Origin of the sequence: Psychroflexus sp. S27, from assembly GCF_002810405.1 — a bacterium.
Lineage (GTDB): Bacteria > Bacteroidota > Bacteroidia > Flavobacteriales > Flavobacteriaceae > Psychroflexus > Psychroflexus halocasei_A.
Genome location: NZ_NEXQ01000024.1, coordinates 511,608 through 531,688, shown reverse-complemented (window position 1 = coordinate 531,688; position 20,081 = coordinate 511,608). Strand labels below are relative to the sequence as shown.

At 34.4% G+C, this 20,081-nt stretch carries 16 protein-coding genes and 1 tRNA gene; 6 read left to right on the top strand and 11 right to left on the bottom strand.

Going from position 1 to position 20,081, the window contains the following annotated elements; translation table 11 throughout:
- Nucleotides 1–14 precede the first annotated feature (14 nt).
- The 4 genes from gldJ (at nucleotide 15) to CAP47_RS10205 (ending at nucleotide 4,616) form a co-directional block, all read left to right on the top strand.
- A complete protein-coding gene (gene gldJ, locus CAP47_RS10220; RefSeq protein WP_100776512.1) occupies nucleotides 15–1,667 on the top strand; it encodes a gliding motility lipoprotein GldJ in 1,653 nt (550 codons plus the stop codon).
- A 65-nt stretch (nucleotides 1,668–1,732) separates the two neighbouring features.
- Nucleotides 1,733–3,010 carry a UDP-N-acetylmuramoyl-tripeptide--D-alanyl-D-alanine ligase gene (locus CAP47_RS10215; RefSeq protein ID WP_100776511.1) on the top strand — a complete coding sequence of 426 codons (1,278 nt, stop codon included), beginning with the start codon at nucleotides 1,733–1,735 and terminating at the stop codon, nucleotides 3,008–3,010.
- A complete protein-coding gene (locus tag CAP47_RS10210) occupies nucleotides 3,000–4,343 on the top strand; it encodes an MATE family efflux transporter (RefSeq protein ID WP_100776510.1) in 1,344 nt (447 codons plus the stop codon). The genes CAP47_RS10215 and CAP47_RS10210 overlap by 11 nt, the downstream gene beginning before the upstream one ends.
- A gap of 57 nt (nucleotides 4,344–4,400) precedes the next feature.
- Nucleotides 4,401–4,616, top strand: a complete 216-nt coding sequence (locus tag CAP47_RS10205) for a hypothetical protein (RefSeq protein ID WP_100776509.1) — start codon at nucleotides 4,401–4,403, stop codon at nucleotides 4,614–4,616.
- A gap of 132 nt (nucleotides 4,617–4,748) precedes the next feature.
- On the opposite strand, the gene CAP47_RS10200 is transcribed toward CAP47_RS10205, so the two are convergent.
- Nucleotides 4,749–4,821: transfer RNA gene (locus CAP47_RS10200), tRNA-Gln, on the bottom strand.
- Between the two features lie 167 nt (nucleotides 4,822–4,988).
- Between CAP47_RS10200 and CAP47_RS10195 the strand changes: the two genes are divergently transcribed.
- Both CAP47_RS10195 and CAP47_RS10190 read left to right on the top strand, forming a co-directional pair.
- On the top strand, nucleotides 4,989–8,291 hold the full coding sequence (locus CAP47_RS10195) for a DUF2723 domain-containing protein (protein ID WP_100776508.1): 3,303 nt from the start codon (nucleotides 4,989–4,991) through the stop codon (nucleotides 8,289–8,291).
- Nucleotides 8,292–8,295: 4 nt separating this feature from the next.
- Nucleotides 8,296–8,916 (top strand): polysaccharide deacetylase family protein, encoded by a 621-nt coding sequence (locus CAP47_RS10190; protein WP_100776507.1) that lies wholly within the window; start codon nucleotides 8,296–8,298, stop codon nucleotides 8,914–8,916.
- Between the two features lie 55 nt (nucleotides 8,917–8,971).
- On the opposite strand, the gene CAP47_RS10185 is transcribed toward CAP47_RS10190, so the two are convergent.
- From CAP47_RS10185 to nirK, 10 genes are all read right to left on the bottom strand, one after another.
- Nucleotides 8,972–9,184: a heavy-metal-associated domain-containing protein gene (locus tag CAP47_RS10185; RefSeq protein ID WP_100776506.1), complete on the bottom strand. Its 213-nt coding sequence runs from the start codon at nucleotides 9,182–9,184 to the stop codon at nucleotides 8,972–8,974.
- A gap of 18 nt (nucleotides 9,185–9,202) precedes the next feature.
- Entirely contained in the window at nucleotides 9,203–11,425 is a 2,223-nt protein-coding gene (locus CAP47_RS10180; RefSeq protein WP_100776505.1) for a heavy metal translocating P-type ATPase, read from the bottom strand.
- 91 nt (nucleotides 11,426–11,516) lie between these two features.
- Complete coding sequence (locus CAP47_RS10175; protein ID WP_100776504.1) at nucleotides 11,517–12,083, bottom strand: helix-turn-helix domain-containing protein; 567 nt, start codon at nucleotides 12,081–12,083, stop codon at nucleotides 11,517–11,519.
- Nucleotides 12,084–12,095: 12 nt separating this feature from the next.
- Entirely contained in the window at nucleotides 12,096–13,259 is a 1,164-nt protein-coding gene (locus CAP47_RS10170; protein ID WP_100776503.1) for an efflux RND transporter periplasmic adaptor subunit, read from the bottom strand.
- An 88-nt stretch (nucleotides 13,260–13,347) separates the two neighbouring features.
- Entirely contained in the window at nucleotides 13,348–13,941 is a 594-nt protein-coding gene (locus CAP47_RS10165; protein WP_100776502.1) for a DUF3347 domain-containing protein, read from the bottom strand.
- 297 nt (nucleotides 13,942–14,238) lie between these two features.
- Nucleotides 14,239–15,843, bottom strand: coding sequence for an FMN-binding glutamate synthase family protein (locus CAP47_RS10160; protein ID WP_100776501.1), 1,605 nt, complete (start codon nucleotides 15,841–15,843; stop codon nucleotides 14,239–14,241).
- Nucleotides 15,844–15,934: 91 nt separating this feature from the next.
- Entirely contained in the window at nucleotides 15,935–16,939 is a 1,005-nt protein-coding gene (locus CAP47_RS10155; protein WP_100776500.1) for an LLM class flavin-dependent oxidoreductase, read from the bottom strand.
- Between the two features lie 94 nt (nucleotides 16,940–17,033).
- The gene (locus tag CAP47_RS10150) at nucleotides 17,034–17,651 is read right to left on the bottom strand and encodes an SCO family protein (protein ID WP_100776499.1); all 618 of its coding nucleotides are present in this window, start codon (nucleotides 17,649–17,651) and stop codon (nucleotides 17,034–17,036) included.
- A complete protein-coding gene (locus tag CAP47_RS10145) occupies nucleotides 17,638–18,432 on the bottom strand; it encodes a formylglycine-generating enzyme family protein (RefSeq protein WP_100776498.1) in 795 nt (264 codons plus the stop codon). Before CAP47_RS10145 ends, CAP47_RS10150 begins: the two co-directional genes overlap by 14 nt.
- Nucleotides 18,433–18,463: 31 nt before the next feature.
- Nucleotides 18,464–19,942 (bottom strand): copper-containing nitrite reductase, encoded by a 1,479-nt coding sequence (gene nirK, locus CAP47_RS10140; RefSeq protein ID WP_100776497.1) that lies wholly within the window; start codon nucleotides 19,940–19,942, stop codon nucleotides 18,464–18,466.
- Nucleotides 19,943–20,081: the final 139 nt, after the last annotated feature.

Below are 20,081 nucleotides of genomic sequence, written 5' to 3'. Positions count from 1 at the left end.
TAAATATCTTAATTATGAAATTAAAAAATCTCCGAAAGGTTGGGATTACAATGATAGCTGCACTTGCAGTTGCAAGTTGTAATAATTCAAGAGATTATTCAGATTCATCTAGAGCTACTGGTTGGGATTTGACTGGAAGAAATGGAGGTCCTGAGTTTAATACGGACTATGATGAGAAAGAACCAGCTCCTGGACTAGTATTTATAGAAGGTGGTACATATACAATGGGTAGAGTGCAAGATGACGTGATGCATGACTGGAACAATACACCAGTCCAGCAACATATTCAGTCATTTTACATGGACGAAACCGAAGTAACAAATATCATGTACTTAGAATATTTGAACTACCTTAAACAAATGTTTCCTCCAACAGATCAAAAATATTCTAATATTTATAAAGGTGCTCTTCCTGATACTTTAGTGTGGAGAAATCCACTTGGTTTCTTAGAAAATATGGTTAATGACTACCTGAGACACCCTGCTTATCAAAACTATCCTGTTGTTGGTGTCAACTGGATTCAGGCGACTGAATTTAGCCGTTGGAGAACAGACAGAGTTAACGAAAAAATTGCTTCAGATGAAGGATACACAGCTAGAGATGCATATATGAAAGCCGATGCTTCTTCAAACTTTACAACTGAAACTTATTTAAATGCACCGAGTAAGGTTTATGGAGGTAATGATTCCATCACCAAAGGTGGTAAAGCTACTCAGAGAAAATTAAGTCGTAAAAACGCAGATTCTTCAAATGTCTACATTCAGAAAAAAGATGGAGTTTTCTATCCAGAATATAGACTTCCAACTGAATCTGAGTGGGAGTATGCTGCTTTAGCTCAATCTTCTGTTAGAGAATACAATTCTTATAAAGGGCGTAAAAAATATCCTTGGGATGGAGATTACACACGTTCTGGAAAAAGAAAATCTTTAGGCGACCAAAAAGCAAACTTTAAACAAGCTGTCGGTGATTACGGTGGTATTCAAGGCTGGAGTGATGACAATGCAGACATTACTGCTGAGGTTAAAACTTACGAGCCAAATGATTATGGACTATACGATATGGCAGGTAACGTTTCTGAATGGGTTGCTGATGTTTACAGACCAAGAATCGATGTTTCTTATAACGACTTTAACTATTACAGAGGTAACGTTTATACAAGAAATGTGATCAATGAAGATGGAACTGTCAATGTATTGGGTGCTGACGATGTTAAGTATGACACTTTAAGCGATGGTAGAATCGTAGCTCGCGGATTACCTGGTGAAATTGAAAAAGAAGCTATCGATGAAAAAGAAACTTATTTGAGAACTAACTTTTCACGCAGTGATAATAAAGACTTTAGAGATGGTGACAAACTTTCTTCTAGATACTTTGGAGACGGAGGTTCTTCTGATAATGAAAGAATGTATAATTCACCACAACACCAAGTCACAGCTGAACAAGATAGTCTAAACCGTGAGTATGACAGATCTAATGAAAGAACAACTTTAATTGATGATAGCGTCAGAGTTTACAAAGGAGGTTCATGGAGAGATAGAGCTTACTGGCTAGATCCAGCTCAAAGAAGATATTTCCCTCAAGATATGGCAACAGACTTTATTGGGTTTAGAAATGCAATGTCTAAAACAGGCTCTAAAACTTTTAAAGGAAGAAAGACAAGAAATTAAAATAATAGCTTAGTTATAAAACTATAATGCCCTAATTTTGAATTAGGGCATTTTTTTATTGATATATGACACTAGAAAATTTACACACTGCATTTTTAAAATCAACAGGAGTTAGTACAGATTCCAGAAAAATCGAAAAAGATCAAATCTTTTTTGCTTTAAAAGGAGATAATTTTAATGGTAATCAATATGCCCAAAAAGCAATTGACCAAGGTGCAAAACATGTTGTTATCGATGATGAAAATCACAAAACAGATAAAACTTTTTTGGTTGAAGATGTCCTTGAATGTCTTCAAAATTTAGCACGATTCCATAGACGCTATCTTGATCTTGTTATTATCGCCATCACCGGTAGCAATGGCAAAACGACTACAAAGAACTTGATTAATGAAGTTTTATCTCAAAAATTTAAAGTTAAAGCGACTGAAGGCAACCTTAATAATCACATAGGTGTTCCGCTGACATTACTTTCTTTTAACACAACACATGAAATTGGCATTGTTGAAATGGGCGCCAATCATCAAGGAGAAATCAAAGCACTTTGCGGTATTGCAGAACCAAACTATGGCTATATCACAAACTTTGGCAAAGCCCATCTAGAGGGTTTTGGTGGTTTTGAAGGCGTCATCAAAGGCAAAAGCGAACTCTACGATTACCTGATAAGAGTTAATAGGAAGATTTTCATCAATGCTGATGATCCTCTTCAAGTAGATAAAACTCAAAATGCAAAGGTTTACGCAACTGGTCAAGACGCACTTTCCGATTGTCGGGTTAAACTGATAGATGCAAACCCTAGTGTTAAGGTTAGTTTCTGTGGAAAGCAAGTTAACAGTCAACTGTTAGGTGCTTATAATTTTAAAAATATTTCTATCGCAATAGGTTTTGGGATTTATTTTGGTGTAGAATTTAAGGCAATTAAAAAAGCCGTTGAAAGCTACAAGCCAGAAAACATGAGATCCCAAATAATAAATAAAAACAATTTTAAAATAATATTGGACGCATACAATGCAAACCCGACTAGTATGGAAGCTGCTATCTCTGCATTGAAAAAGATGAAGTCAGAGCATCATTCCGTTATTTTGGGAGATATGTTTGAAATTGGTGAAACAAAAAATGAAGAACATCAAAAAGTCATAGACCTTGTTTTAGATCAAAACTTTCAAAATATCATTTTGGTTGGTGAAACATTTTATGAGTTAGCAAATAACAAAAAAGATATCAACGCCTATCAAAATGCTAATGAAGTGATTGAAAACCTTAATCAATTTGATTTTGATAAAAATGTCATTTTAATAAAAGGGTCAAGAGGAATGCAACTAGAAACTTTAGTTGATGCACTCTAAAAAAGTCAAACAACCCAAAGTCAGTTTTCAAGAAATCAACAAAATAGCAATTCCAGCTATTATTGCTGGTGTTGCTGAACCTCTGATCTCCTTAACAGACATTGCAATCATCGGGAATGTCAACGAAAACTCTGTTGAGGCTCTTGCAGCTGCGGGAATTGTCGGTTCTTTTTTATCCGCATTAATTTGGGTGATAGCACAAACCAAAACTGCAATTTCGGCAACTGTTTCTCAACATTTAGGAAATAACCGCTTGCATGCGGTAAGAACTTTAGTTCCGCAGACGCTTTATTTCAATCTTGCTCTGAGTTTAGTGATTTATATCACAACTGCTTTTTTTGCTGAACTCATTTTTTCAGCTTATAATGCTGAAGGCTTAATCCTACAATACACAAAATCTTATTACAGAATTCGAGCTTTAGGCTATCCTTTCACACTCGTCACCTTTGCTATATTTGGTGTTTTTAGAGGTTTACAAAACACGCTTTGGGCTATGAAGTGTAGTCTTGTTGGGGCAACAGTCAACATCATCCTCAGCTATATTCTTGTATTTGGTATTGAAGGAATTGTACCCAGTTATCACATTGAAGGCGCAGCAGTAGCGAGCGTTATTGCGCAGCTTTCAATGCTTCTGATGGCGATTTACTACTACTTAAAGAAAACGAACTTTGGTTTTAAATTACGCCGAAAAATAAACCCAAATTTGAAACCATTGCTCATCATGAGTTTTAATCTGTTCTTGAGGACATTAGCATTAAATATTGCGATTTATATGGCAAACGCTTATGCAACCGATTATGGAAAATCTTTCATCGCAGCGCAAAGTATCTTGATGAATATATGGCTCTTTTTCTCTTTCTTTATTGATGGATATGCCAATGCAGGAAATGCTATTGGCGGAAGATTATTAGGCGCTAAAGCTTATCAAAAACTATGGTTACTCAGTAAAGACATCAGTAAATATGCTGTGATTATCGCTTTAAGCTTATCATTCATTTGCTTTATATTTTATGATCAAATCGGTTACGTTTTCAACAAAGACTCTGATGTGTTAGCTGCGTTTTCAAGTGTTTTCTGGATTGTACTTCTCATGCAGCCAATCAATGCAATTGCATTTATGTTTGACGGCATATTCAAAGGATTGGGAGAGGCCAAATACTTAAGAAACGTTTTGCTTATCGCAACCCTTTTAGGCTTTGCTCCCACACTATTAATCTGTGATTATTTCAATCTAAAGTTGCATGGTATTTGGATTGCCTTCACAGTTTGGATGCTCATACGAGGCGGAGCTTTGGTTATTCAGTTTAGGTTAAAATATTTAAATAAAGCTTAAATCAAGGTTTTAAGCTGAGAAAGACAAAGAAAAGCTCTATATTAAGTTATTCAAAAAATGAAACTTTCAGCCATGCAACAAACACATCTTCCTAAACCTCAAGAAGCACAAAAATTTGAAAACGGTTTTGATCTTGAAATTTTCCTAAGTGACAATTGGCACTACATTCTTATATTTGTTTTGATTTTAGCGCTTGTTATTATGGATTATAAAAGAAAACAAAAAGCACGTCAAAAAGCCAGGAAGGAAAAGGACAAAAATGCTTCATCTTAAACACGCTTTCCAAAATAAATATGTGACCTAAAAAAACCCATCCTTTTCACAAAGAATGGGTTTAATTAACACTATAAACTAATTCTATTAATCAAAAAACCCGAAAATCAGTTGATTTTCGGGTTAATCTTGTTGGCCTACTAGGGCTCGAACCTAGACTCTTCTGGACCAAAACCAGATGTGTTGCCAGTTACACCATAGGCCACAATTTCGGTTTGCAAATATAAACTCTATTTCTGATTCTCCAAATAAAAAATAGAAAAAAATTAAACTTTTTTAAAAAGCTTTATTTATTAGATATTCATAAAGGTTCAATAACAGGGATTTACTTTTAATTATAATCCTTATTTTCGCCTCAAATAATTTTAAAAAATGAAGCACATTAATTTCTCTTTTTGGAATAAATTACTGGCATGGGTTGCTTTTGCAATCGCTTTAATCACTTTTGCACTCACAGCTGAACCAACAGCAAGCTTTTGGGATGCCGGCGAATATATTTCTACCTCTGCAAAGCTTCAGGTTGGCCACCCTCCTGGCGCTCCTTTTTATCAAATTTTTGGCGCATTCTTTTCCATGTTTGCTGCAGATGAAACACAAATCGCCTTCATGGTTAACTTGATGTCTGGCGTTGCTTCTGCATTTACTGTGCTTTTCATGTTCTGGAGCATCACACTTATACTCAAAAAGATTGTTAAGAATATAGATCAAGCTTCAAGCGCAACAAAAATAGCTGTACTTGCAAGTAGTTTTATTGGAGCTACAAGCTTTACCTTTACTGATAGTTTTTGGTTCTCAGCTGTTGAAGCTGAAGTTTACGCCATGGCTATCTGTATCATGTCAGCGATGTTTTACGTTGGCTTACTCTGGGAAAGAGATATGCACAAACCTCGTGGTAATCGTTGGTTTATTTTGATATGCTTGATGATAGGTTTATCATTTGGCGTTCACTTCATGGGCTTACTGACAATTCCTGCCATCGGATTACTTTATTATTTTAAAAACACTAAAAAAGTAACAACTAAGAATTTTATCATCGCTCACGTTATTGTTGTCGCAATTTTACTATTTATCTTTAAATTTCTTCTACCTTATACACTAACGCTTTTTGGTACAATTGAAGTTTTTGTCGTCAATAATTTCGGCTTACCATTTCACTCAGGGACAATCTTGACAGGAATCGGCTTAATTGCTTTGATCTATTTCGCTTTGCGTTACACACGTCAACACAATTATAAACTCATCAATACAATTATTTTAGGAATCCTGTTTATTTTCATAGGTTTCTCTAGTTGGATTATGCTTCCCATTCGTGCAAATGCCGGAACGGTAATTAATGAAAATAACCCAAGTAGTGCGCGTGCACTGCTCGCCTATTACAACCGTGAACAATACCCTGAACAAAAACTTTTTTATGGACCACAATTCACTGAAGCTTTTGCAGGTTTAGATTCAGATAATCCTTATTTCGACGACGAGCCATTGTACGAAATGGACAGAGAAAAAGGTGAATACGTTATCGTTAATAATTATAAAAATCACAATCAAAACACTGATGATGCACACAAAGCATTTTTGGCAAGAATGTGGAGTACTGAGCATGCTGAAAATTATTTAAGATTCACAGGACCCCTCGAAGTTTCTGTAAAACAAGAATATATTGGAGAACAAGAGCTCGTCAGTAATGTGCGAAAAGTCAATAATGATTATGCTGTTGGAAAAATATCGGATGAAGAATATGTTGGCTTTCTGAAGCAAGTTTCACAATACGTGAATATCGGCAAACCTTCTACAGCTTCTAATTTCAATTATTTACTTCAATTTCAGATGGGATACATGTATTGGCGTTATTTCATGTGGAACTTTGCTGGCAGACAAAATGATACGCAGGGAAAACTCACAAATTTCAATGGAAACTGGATTAGTGGTATTGATTTTATAGACGAGATGTTTATTGGCAGTCAAGAAAATCTTCCAGATGAAGTTGAAAATAATGAAGCAAGAAACACATATTTCTTCTTGCCTTTAATACTTGGTATTATCGGACTCGTATTTCATTTCAGAAGAGATATTAATTTCTTCTGGGTGTTGATGGTTTTCTTTTTATTTACCGGAATTGCCTTGAAGATATATCTTAATGAACGACCATTTGAACCTCGTGAACGTGATTATGCTTTAGTCGGCTCATTTTATGTATTTGCAATCTGGATTGGCGTTGGCGTATTTGCAATCTTTGATTTTCTAAAAGATAAAATTTCACCTAAAATAGTCGCTCCCCTTGTTGGTATCGTCTGTTTAATAGCCGTTCCTGGACTGTTAGCGCAACAAAATTGGGATGATCACGATAGATCCGATAGATATACAACTCTAGCGATGGCTAAAAAATATCTTGATGCTGTCGAAGAGAACGGCATACTATTTACAATAGGTGATAACGATACTTTTGCCCTTTGGTATGCGCAAGAAATTGAAGGCTATCGCCGAGATGTGCGAACGATTAACACCAGTTTGTTTGCGACAGATTGGTATATTGACCAGATGAAGCGAAAAGCTTACACATCCGATCCAGTTAAAACAATTCTGGAGCATGATGACTTTGTTTATAGTGTAAACGACGCTGTTTTTTTCAGAGAAGATCCACGATTCCCAAAAAGATTGAATATCAAAAAATGGATGCAATACATAAAAAGTGATAATCCTTCGACAAAAGAAGAATTAGAAAATGGTCAGATTTACAACACTTTTCCAACTAAAAAGCTGAGTTTACCTGTCAATGTTGACAATGCGATTAAAGCTCAAAGTTTAGATGAAAAAGATAGAAATAAAGCAGTTGACACCATCAATTTTACTTTAGGAAACAACGTCATTTATAAAAACAGAATGATGATGCTTGATGTACTCGCGTCAAATGAATGGGAACGCCCAATTTACTTTACTGGAGGAAGTTATTCTGATGCTGATTATATCTGGTTAAAAGATTATTTACAGCTTGAAGGTATAGTTTACAAACTCACACCAATCAAAACAAAAGTGAATCCTAAAAATCCTTTTGACATGGGACGTATTGATTCTGATAGAATGTACGAGCAAGTTATGCAATGGGAATGGGGTAACTTGGGGAGTGACAAAATTTATCACGACCCTGAAACACGTAAAAATGCAATTACTTACAGAAGTAATTTGGCAAGACTCGTTGAAGTTTTATTGAAAGAAGGTAAAAATGATAAAGCAGAAAAAATTCTTGACTTAGCGATGGAAAAAATGCCAGTAAAATACTTTGGCTTTGATTCATTGTTAGAACCTTTTATTTTAGGCTATTATGAAATAGGAAAACCTGAAGAAGCCAGAGAGATATGGTATGAGGTTGCAACAAAACATCAGCAATGGCTCACTTATTATTCTGGTTTAAAACAAGAAAATCAAATAGATGCTTTTCAAAATATCTACGGCGAAATTGAGAAATACAGGAGCTTAGTTGACATTCTTGTTATTGCGCAAGATGAAGAAATCATGAAGGATGAAGCAACTAAATTCAATGGATACATAGATATGTTTGCTCATTTCTTTAATGATCAACCAGAAAGTGAAATTCCTGTTGATGAAATCGACAATCTTTCAAATGATCAACAGAAAGACTCTGTTAACCTTTTTGAAGGCACAGAGATGATTCCAAATTAAAAAGATGAAAAGCAGTGTTTTTCTGAAACTTCTTTTTCCAAAAAGACACTGGAAAATAAAACCTCATCATCAAAAGATATATCTCACTTTTGATGATGGGCCAATTCCAGAGGTAACACCATGGATTCTATCGCTTTTAAAAAAATATAACGCTAAGGCAACTTTTTTTTGTATTGGTGAAAATATCGAAAAGCATCCTGATGTTTTTAAACAAATTATTGCTGATGGTCATGCCATAGGGAATCACACCTTCAATCATTTGAATGGCTGGAAAACCTCAACAAATGATTATCTCAATAACATAGTAAAGACACAGAACATCATAGAATCTCATGGCGTAAAAACAAAAATTTTTAGGCCACCTTACGGAAGATGTACAAATAAACAAGCCCAAACTTTATTGAAACAAGGGAAAGAAATCATCATGTGGGATGTCTTGACAAGAGATTATGATCAGAGAGCCTCTAAAGAAAAATGTTTAGAAATTTATCAAAAGAACCTTGAAGCTGGAAGCCTTATTGTTCTTCATGATAGCTTAAAAGCTTATGCAAATCTGAAGCATATTTTACCTCGGATATTAGAGTCGAAACCAGCTCATCTTAATTTTGATAAAATCAACTTATAAAAAAAGCTGCTAAGAAATTGTCAAAGCAGCTTTTGATCTTTAGTTTATCTAATAACTATTGAATTGGTTCAGCTTTAAAGCCAATCTCTATCAACGCATCAGAGACTTCTTTTTCAGAAATTGAATCTGATTTGACTGTTAATATTTTATCCTCATGGTCTGTGTCAACTTCCCAAGAATTGATTTTGTCATGATTATCTAATATTGGTTTCACTTTAGAAACACAGTTACCACAGTTAATAGTCGATTTAAATTTTAAAGTTTTCATGAATTTTATTTTTTAATATTAAAGTTTGATTTGTTTTAAACGTAAGCTATTTGTCACAACAGAAACACTACTAAAAGCCATTGCAATACCTGCAATCATTGGGTCAAGTAAAAACCCATTGATCGGATAAAGAATACCTGCTGCAATCGGAATACCGATGATATTGTAAATAAATGCCCAAAATAAATTCTGTCTCACGCCTAAAACTGTTTTATGCGATAGCTTTAAGGCTTGAGGAATTTTCTTTAAGTCGGATGTGGTTAAAGTCATTTTAGCAACTTCCATAGCCACGTCAGAGCCTTTACCCATTGCAATACTCAAATCAGCTAAAGCTAAAGCTTCAGAATCATTAATACCGTCGCCAACCATCGCAACTATTTTTCCTTCTGACTGAAGTTTTTTAACGAAAGCGGATTTATCAGCTGGCAAAACCTCAGCTTGATAATTTTTGATACCAACAGCCTCAGCAACTGCTTTTGCTGTATGTTTATTATCACCCGTTAGCATATAAATTTCGTGACCTTTGCTTTGTAAATCCTGAATCGCTTCTTTAGAACTTATTTTGATTTTATCTGCGATACCAAAAACACCTAAAACCTTTTTCTCATCGCTAAAGTAAATGACAGTTTTAGCATCATCTTGAAGTTTTTCTGCTTTTTCAGAAAGATCAGAATTCAATTTGATATTTTGATCCTTAATCAAAGCTTGATTACCAATATAATATTTCTTATCGCTTTCAAAAATTGCTTTAACACCTTTTCCTGTGATACTTTCAAAGGATTTTATATTGATATTTGATAAATCAATTTTATCAAAATAATCGACAACTGCTGAAGCTAATGGATGTTCAGATTCCTTTTCGATTGCCATTAAAATTGCTTTATAATGATCGAGTTCTTTTAAATCTTTCAACCAAATCTCGTCAGTTAACACAGGCTTACCTTCTGTTATCGTTCCTGTTTTATCAAGAATGATTGTATCTATTTTATGCGCAATCTCTAAGCTTTCAGCATCTTTAATTAGAATATTATTCTCAGCACCTTTTCCGACGCCAACCATAATTGCAGTTGGTGTTGCTAAGCCCAAAGCACACGGACAAGCGATAACAAGAACAGCCACAGAAGTTAATATCGCATGCGTGAAAGCATCTTGACCACCAAAAATCATCCAAATAATAAATGTAAGCACAGCAATACTCATCACAACTGGCACAAAAATTCCTGCAATTTTATCAACTGTTTTTTGCACTGGTGCTTTACTTCCTTGCGCTTCTTTGACCGTTTTAATAATTGAAGCTAAAAAGGTTTCTGAACCTACTTTCTCAGATACAAATTGAAAACTTCCTTTTTGGTTAATTGTTCCTGCATAAACTTTTTCTCCATCATGTTTTTCAACCGGAAGAGGTTCGCCAGTAATCATGCTTTCATCAACATGTGAATGCCCTTTACTCACTTGACCATCAACAGGGATTTTCTCACCTGGTTTAACCGCAATTGTTTGTCCGATTTGCACATCTTTAATCGGAATTTCCTTTTCAGTATCTCCTTCAATCACACGCAAAGTTTTAGGTTGTAAACCCATTAACTTTTTAAGTGCCGTTGATGTATTTGATTTTGCTCTAGCTTCCAACAAACGACCAAATAAAATAAAAGTGATGATCACTGTTGCGGCTTCAAAATAAACATGTGCCTCCAAACCTTTGCCCAACCAAAACTGAGGGTATACAGTATTAAAAACACTAAAAATAAATGCAATACTTGTACTTAGTGCAACAAGTGTATCCATGTTTGCTCTTCCTAACTTGGCTTGTCTTATTGCGTTTTTAAAAAAATCCTGACCGAACCAAAAAAGAACAGGCAATGTGAGTACAAGAGAGATCCATCGCCCAGGAATCCACTCCATAAAAAACATCCCGAAAATAAAAACAGGTAATGTGAAAATAGCAGACCAAATAAGATTCTTTTTCAGTTTCTTATAATCTTCTTGAGCGATTTCATCACTGATATCGTCTGCATTTTCTTCATCTAATATGATATCAAAACCTGCTTTTTGAACTGCTTTTTTAAATTGTGTTTCATCATGATTTTCATCATAATCTATGGCAACTGAATGCGTTGCAAAATTAACGTTTGCAGCATCAACACCATCAATATTTGAAAGGACAGTTTCAACACTGGAGGCGCAACCTGCACAGCTCATTCCTGTCACTGAAAAAGTCTTTTTTTGAGTTTTTGTTGACATAATTTTATTTCTTTTGAACGGTCAAAGTTCACTAAAAACAAATAAAATCACTTATGGTTTAGGCTGAAACAATTATGAAATTCTCACGATTTTAAATTTCATCTAAAGATTTACGATCATTATTTTGACTTTGTTTGTAAGCTGTTGGCGATTGCCCTGTTTGTTGTTTAAACTGGCTGCTTAAATAAGCAGAACTACTGTAATCTAGTTGATCAGCAATTTCTTTTAAACTGAGTTCATCATATACGAGAAGTTCTTTAACACGTTCCGTTTTTTGTGAAATAATGTAATGTTCAAGTGTCATATTTTCTTGTGAAGAAAAAAGAGAGCTCAAGTATTTATAATCCAAATGCAAATGCTTATTCAAATACGTTGCCCAAGAAAAATCCTCTAATTTTGAGGAGTAATGAATTCTATCGATTACCAGAGCTTTAATGCGTTCAACAAGTGAAGTTTTGCGATCCTGAATCAATTGAAAACCTTGATTCTCTAGTTTTTCAGAAAGCTTATTTAGCTGGAATAGATTTAATTTTGTATCTAAGTCAATCTCACCTAACCGTACTTCCCTATAGTTGACTTGAAGTTGATTGAGTATAGATTCGACCGCTGAAATACATCGCGGGCAGACCATATTTTTAATATAAATTTTTTCTGACATAGAATTAAACCTCTATTGAATTGTATCTGAAATCTCTTGATTCTTTTGGTTTGTCATCAATTTCTTTTCTTGTAATTGCTTTAAAGAATCAACGGTGGAAACGCCATTGGTGACAATCCTATCTCCGTTTTCCAAACCTTTTAAAACTTCATATATATCTGCTTCTTTATCACCCAAAATCACTTCTCTCATTTCAAAAACCAGCTTGTCTTGTTTAACTTTTAAATAAACAACAGACTCTTTTCCCTGCCTTAAAACAGCAGTTGATGGAATATAGATTCTATCTTCATTAGATGAATTTTGAGTTGGGAAGTTTGCTTTAGCAAGCATACCAGGCTTGAGCTTTTGATCTAAATTAGGTAGATTAACACGAATTCTATTCAAAGGTTTATTAGATTCTACAGTTAAATTTATAGAAGAAATTTTACCTTTAAAAATTTCGTTAGGGTAAGTATTTGTTGTTACTTGAAGAATTTGACCTTGACTAAAATTTGAAATTTGCTCTTCATTAATATCAAATTCTGCCCAAACTGAATTGAAATTACTCAATTCCAAAATCCCTTGTCCTTCCTCTAAATCATCACCAGTTGAAACCAAAACTTTTTCAATTGTTCCTGATACAGTTGCATAAATTGGAAAGCGTTTAATTGGATCATTGTTTTCTTCAATACGACGAATTTGTCTTTCACTGAGTTTTCGATTTTTCAGTTTTTGATAGATAGCCTCGTAAGATTCAGGTTTTAGTTTTTTTAAAGCAGCCGCACTTTTCAATTCCTTTTGAATTTCAATCAAATCAGACGAATAGATATAAGCGATTAAATCACCTTTTCTAATGTTTTTTCCTTTAAAATCAGCTATCAATTTTTCTAAGTGACCTTTAAAATAACTGACTTGTGTATTTTGATTTTCTCTATTAAAAACGATTTTACCAGAAAGATTCATTTCCGACTTTTCACTTGACAATGATTTTCCGACAACTATGGTTTGAATATTAGCAAGAGTCATTTCATTTTGCGAAAAGCGGAATTCATTTGTTGACGGAGTTTCATCGGCTTGATCAGCATGTGAATTTGATGCAGTTTTTTGCGAATCATCTCCAGTAGATGAGAAAATAAAATAGCCAACACCAATACCAATTAAAAGAGCGATGATGATATATATTTTGCTTTTATTCATAAGTTGTATACTCTATTAGGCTTTCAAAATTGAATATCTCTAAAGAAAAAAATCTCAAGTAACTTTTTGCTAGCTGAGTATATGAAAATTAAAATTTATTTTGAACCTCTCCACATTTCAACATTTTACTTCCAAAATATGGATTTTTAACTTCTTCATTTAAACTCAACCAAGTTGCACCACGATCATTATCATACATTGGGCAATATTGCTCATAAATTGGTTCTTTCGTTCCAACTGTCATCACATATTTTGTCATGATTTCGCTTAGATGATAAAAATGCTTTCTTTTTTCTTCAAGATTTTTACCGCTATCTATTTTCATTGCTACTTCTTTAGCATCACCCATGATAGCTTTTGTAAAATCTTTGTGTTCTTCAGCGACTTTATCGTAATCATAGTTATTGATATCAGTGATTAATCTTTCAGTGTTTTTACCAACACCATCCATATTATCATTAACGAGTTCGTCTTTAACAATCATGTAATCTTTCAAAATCGGATCAATATCTAATCGAGCCCAGTCAGTTTCGCTCATCTCGTTTCCTTTTTTATCAGATTTTTTCTTTTCTGTTTTGTCAGCTTTCTTCTCTAAGCTTTCTTCTTTTTTATCTGAGTTTTGGCAGGCAACAAGCGTTGAACCAATCATAAGCGCGCCTAAAATAAAATTTACTTTTTTCATGTGTTTTTGTTTTTTGTTAAGGTTTTGAATTAGTGCTTTTTATAAAATCTAAATTTACAAAGTAATTTAGGAAAGCGATTGCTTTATGGTAAAAAGACTTCAACTCTATTTTGATTTTGTATAGTCCACATTTAATTTGTAGCCTTAAAAAACAGTAAATTTATTTAAAAATGAAATGAACTTTATCAAATACATCATGTTTTTTATTGAATAATACATAAAAAAAACTTGGCTTCCACTTTGAGAATGCCAAGTTGATAAAATTTATAAGTCGAAAAATAGTTTAATAGTTGTGATTTAATATCTCACTTTACATGTTGACACTTGTTTTTCAGAATGTGCTTGATTATAGTTTCCTCCTAAATATTGACAAGTTTGAAGGTCTCGCATTGATTTGAAGTCAACTTGTTGCTTATCATATTTATAAGCATCGGCTAATGTTTTTGTAAAATCTTGATCACTCAAATTAATGTTAGCATCTTCCATTGTAAATTGGCATGGATGTTCATAGCCTGCAGCATGCGTAATTTCTAGCAATTCTTTCCTGAAATTTTTAAAATAAAAAAGAGCTCTGATCGATTTCTCTTCAACGTTGATTCCTTTTTCAAGCCATTTATTTTGCGTTGTAATACCTGTTGGGCAAGTGTTATTATGGCAAGATTGCGCTTGAATACAACCGATGCTCATCATCGCTTCTCTTGCAACGTTAATACAATCAACTCCCATTGAAAAAGCCATTGCTGCTTCTGATGGGAAACCCAGTTTACCACTACCGATAAAAACAACATCATCAGTTAATTCATTAGCACTAAAAATTTTATAAATATTCTTAAAGGCTTGCATCCAAGGAACAGAAACATGGTCAGCAAAACTAGGTGGTGCTGCACCTGTTCCTCCTTCACCTCCATCAATAGTGATAAAATCTGGTCCTTGTCCTGTCTCTTTCATTTGTTGAGCAAGCAGCTTCCACTGATCAATTTTACCAATTGCAGCTTTCACTCCAACAGGTAAACCCGTTTGTTCCGCAACATCTTCAATAAATTGAATCAAACTTTTAATGTCGTTAAAAGCTGTATGATAAGGCGGAGAAATCACATCTTCACCCATAGGTACATGACGAATCTCAGAAATCTCTTTCGTTATTTTAGAAGCAGGAAGGACGCCTCCTTTACCAGGCTTGGCACCTTGTGATAATTTCACTTCAATCGCTTTAATGGTCGGTGTGTTATTCACCAAATCGACAAGCTTGTCCATCGAGAAATTTCCATCTTCATCTCTGATACCAAAGTAAGCCGTCCCGATTTGCATAATTAAATCACCACCATTTTTGTGGTAAGGCGAAATACCTCCTTCACCTGTATTATGGTATGCGTTTGACAATTTCACCCCTTTATTTAATGAAGCAATAGCGCGACCAGATAAACTGCCAAAACTCATTGCTGAGACATTTATAACAGAAGCCGGACGATACGGGTAACGACGACCACGCGCGAGACCCATCACTTTTGCACATGGCACGAAGTAAGGGTCTTTTTGGTTAGGATGATGCTCAGGCAATCTGTAAGGCATCATCGCGTTATTGATAAAAATATAATTAGTTCCATCAAAATCTCTGTCAGAACCAAAACCTTCATAGTTATTTATGTTTTTGGCTGATGTATAAATCCAGTCACGCTGAATTCTATCAAAAGGAAGTTCTTCTCTATTATTAGCAACAATATATTGACGTAATTCTGGACCAATACTTTCTAACATGTATCTAAAATGTCCAACAACAGGAAAGTTTCTTGTTATAATATGGTGTTTATTAAAAAAGACATCTCTAATAGCAACAATTACAACAATTCCCAAAATCCATTGCCACCATGCAATATTTGCTATAAAGTTTAGTACTGATTCCATGTTATAGTTTTGGCGAAAAGTTAATTAAATATATTTTACAAATAAGGCTCAGGTATTAAAATTTAATAAAGCCTTGTGCTTTATGCAAGAATTAGGCCTTCATTAATTCTGAAAAAATCTCAAAAGACCTTAACCTAGCACTTTGATCATAAATGTAAGATGTTAAAATAACCTCATCCACTTGAAAGCGATTAACGAAATCTTGAGTTTGCTCTTTAACTTCATTTTTGTTACCTACAAATGCATATTTCAACATTTGATTTACACTTGGGTGATTTCGTAGTTTCTCAATTTCTGGAGTCATACCTGTTGCTTTCTGGAGGTAATCCATGTTTTGCGTCAGAACACCCAATATCATTTTATACATGCTAGTTGACAAATACTGTGCTTCTTCAGTGGTATCTGCAGCAATGACATTAATGCCTGCAATTGTATATGGTTGACTTAAAAATTGAGATGGCTGAAAGTTTTGATGGTAAATCTGAAGTGCATTTTGTAATTGTGCTGGCGCAAAATGACTTGCAAAAACATAAGGCAATCCCTTTTTAGCGGCTAAATAAGCACTGTTTGTGCTTGATCCAAGAATATAGATTGGTACATCAATACCTTCGGAAAGGTATGATCTAACTGAACTTTCTTTGTTGTTTTTTGAAAAGTAATTTTGAATTTCTTGAATATCATTAGGAAAACTATGGACTGCTGAGACGCGATCGCTTCTTATTGCATGCGCTGTTTTTTGATCGGTACCTGGCGCTCTTCCAAGTCCTAAATCTATTCTATCAGGATATAGATGTCCCAAAGTACCAAATTGTTCAGCAACAATTAAAGGTGAGTGATTTGGCAACATTATTCCGCCCGAACCTACTCTTATTTTATGTGTGCCTTGCGCTATGTAACCGATTAAAACTGAGGTTGCAGAACTTGCAATACTCTTCATATTATGATGCTCGGCTAACCAAAAGCGCTTATAGCCTAATGACTCTGCATGCTGAGCTAAACTTAAACTATTTTGAAAAACATCTGATGCTTTTAAACCTTCTCCAATTGCCGCTAATTCTAAAATAGAAAAAGCAACTTCTTTTAATTTCTTTGACATAGAATCTACTCTATTTTAACTGCGAAATTATAAAGAAGTTGCCTTAATATTGAAAATATTTTGTTAACTCACAATTTATCAGAAAGTCTTTAATTTATGAATTTGAAAGATCCTCTATTTTCTGAATTGTTTCAGAATCATCTTCGCCTAAACCTTCTTTTTGATACTTTAAAACTCCTTCTTGATCAAAAACGCTGATGATATTAGAGTGAGAAAAATCAACAGGAGATATTTGTTTGTAACTCACAGCAAGTATTGCTGCAAACTCTCGTGTATCTTCCTCTGTTCCTCTTAGAAAAACCCATTGATCAGAATCCATTTCATTCTCTTTTGCAAAAGATTTTAAACGTTTTGGTGTATCAGTTTCTGGATCAATACTCACAAAAACATATTTAACATTTTTGTTTTTTTCATCAGAGACTTTTTTCTGAATATTTCGCATATCAGCAACCAATCTCGGGCAAGCTGCTTTGCATGAAGTATAAATCATAACCACAGCAAGCACATCGCCTTTAAGATGTTCAAGCGTTATATTTTCGTTATTTTGCGTTGTCCATTCTGAAGGCAAATGATAAATAGAAAGATCTGGTAATTCTTGACTTTCAGCAGTTGCTTCTTCATTATTATTCTCAGACGATTTTTCATCTGAACTATTTTGACAAGCTGTTAAACTGACAACTATAGCGAGGATTAAATATTTATAAATTTTCATTGTTCTGATTTTTATTATCTAATGTTTGAGCACATCTAAATCCTAAAGTTCTGATATTGAAATTTGCTTTTACACTTCCTCTAAAAGCGTAACGCATAAAGGCTGCATAATTCATTAAATCTGAAGAACCAATAGCTGCACTTCCACAAAAAAGATTGTTATCTTCTGTATTATCACGACGAGACTCACCTGAAATCAACACTGAGTTAAAATCTGAAGTCCATTCCCAGACCAAACCATGCATATCATAAACACCCCAATAGTTTTTAAAAGTGCTACCGACTTCTTGATTAAAAGCTGCTGGCTTTTCATACCAACCCAAAATGAATTTATTATACGAATCTTTTTCTCTCGCATCAGGAGAAGTTTTATCAGCCATCGCTGCATATTCCCATTCATCTAAAGTTGGCAACCTTTTGCCATCACATTCGCAGTATTTTTTAGCGGCAAAATAAGAGACATTCGTCACGGGAGAATTAGGCTTTTCTCCCTTCTTGAGTTCATGATTTGCATCCCAATGTCTTAGGTAACTTTCATCAGCAAACAAAGCTTTCACATTTTCTTTCTTCCATTCTGGATGTGCTTCAACGAATTTCTGAAATTCAGCATTAGTAACAGGATAGACATCTAAAGCGAACTTTTCAACATTAACTTTAATAGAATCGCTTCCATACAAAGGCACATAAGTTCCTTTTCCAATAATTGCCATTCCGTCAATATCTTGCGCCATTGAAAACAGCGGTAGAAGAAATAATGAAAGTTTTGCTATGAATTTTATCATGATGATTTTGGATTATTTTTTATCTCAAAAATTATTTACGCAATTTTTTCACTTGGCTTTCGCTAATTTCTGTTTCATTATTATCCCAACTGTTGTAAACGTAAGTCATCACACTAGCAACTTCTTTATCAGTCAAGTTTTGAGCCGTCATCACACTGTTGTAAGTTTCACCGTTGACAACAATTTCACCTGTTTTACCATGCAAAACAATATCAATAGCACGCTTAACATCTTCATTTAAATAATCAGAATTTGCTAGAGGAGGAAAAGCTCCTGCGATACCTTGCCCTTCAGATTGGTGACAAGCAAAACATGTTTCTCCATAAACTCTTTTACCCATTTGCATTTTTTCATCAAAAGAAAGTTTTCCTTTGGGTGGTTTTGAAGCTTCAGCACGCTCTTCATCTGAAATGGGCATTTCCTGAATTGTACCACCTTCAGGTAAATAAATCCCTTCTTGGATAGTTCCTTTATAAACATCTTTCTGTTCTTTACCGCCAGCGTTAATCATACCTAAAGCGCCTTTATTAAAAGCTCTAAAGATTGAGTGATCCACTAAAATATATTCACCTGGTGCATCGATTTTAAATTCTATCATAGCTGCACCACCAGCAGGAATAAGTGTTGTTTGAACATTTTCGTTAACTAATTCTCCACCTTCTAAATTCACTTTGTCAAAAATTTCTCCAATCACGTGAAAACTAGAAACTAAATTTGGTCCACCGTTACCAACATAAAGTCTAACTGTTTCGCCAACTTCGGCAGTTAAAGCATTATCTCCAGTTAATGCGCCTACGCTACCGTTAAAGACGACGTAATCGGCATCTTCATCAATCGCTTTTTTCATATCAAAAGCTTGTAAACCTGGATCACCATAGTCTCCTTTTGTATAAAAGTCACCTTGCATGATGTAATATTCTTTATCTACTGGCTCAAGACCTTCTTCTGGCTCAACCAAAATAAGTCCATACATTCCGTTAGCAATGTGCATCCCAACTGGCGCAGTGGCGCAGTGATAAACATACAAACCTGGATTAAGTGTTTTGAAAGAAAAAACGATTTCACGACCTGGTGCTACAAAAGATGAAACTGCTCCACCGCCTGGCCCGTTAACTGCATGAAGGTCTATATTATGGGGTAATTTATTATCTGGATGATTTTTTAAGTGAAATTCGATTTCGTCACCCACTTTAGTTCTGATAAAACTTCCAGGAACTGTTCCGTCAAACGTCCAATAAACATATTCAACTCCGTCAGTCATTGTACCAACTTCTTCCAAAATTTCCATATCGACAGTCAGTCTTTTCGCTGCTCTATCTCTTGTTGATGGTGGAACATGCGGTGGCGCTGTAAGTTCAGCATCCATTCTGCCATCAACTTTTATTTTTTTGGGATTAACATAAGCTTCATCTTTCGAGTTTTTGTTATCTGAACATGAAACAATTGCAGCTGCACATAACAACAATAAAGATGTTTTGAATAAATTTTGAAATTTAGATACATTGAACATAGTATGACATTTTAGGGTTATAATTTCATCTCAAAAATAACAAGACAATCTTGTCTTAATTATGATAATTATCATAAGTTGTCAATAAAGCAAAAAATATATGCTTTAAAAAACATTTACACTAAAAAGTGCATAATAT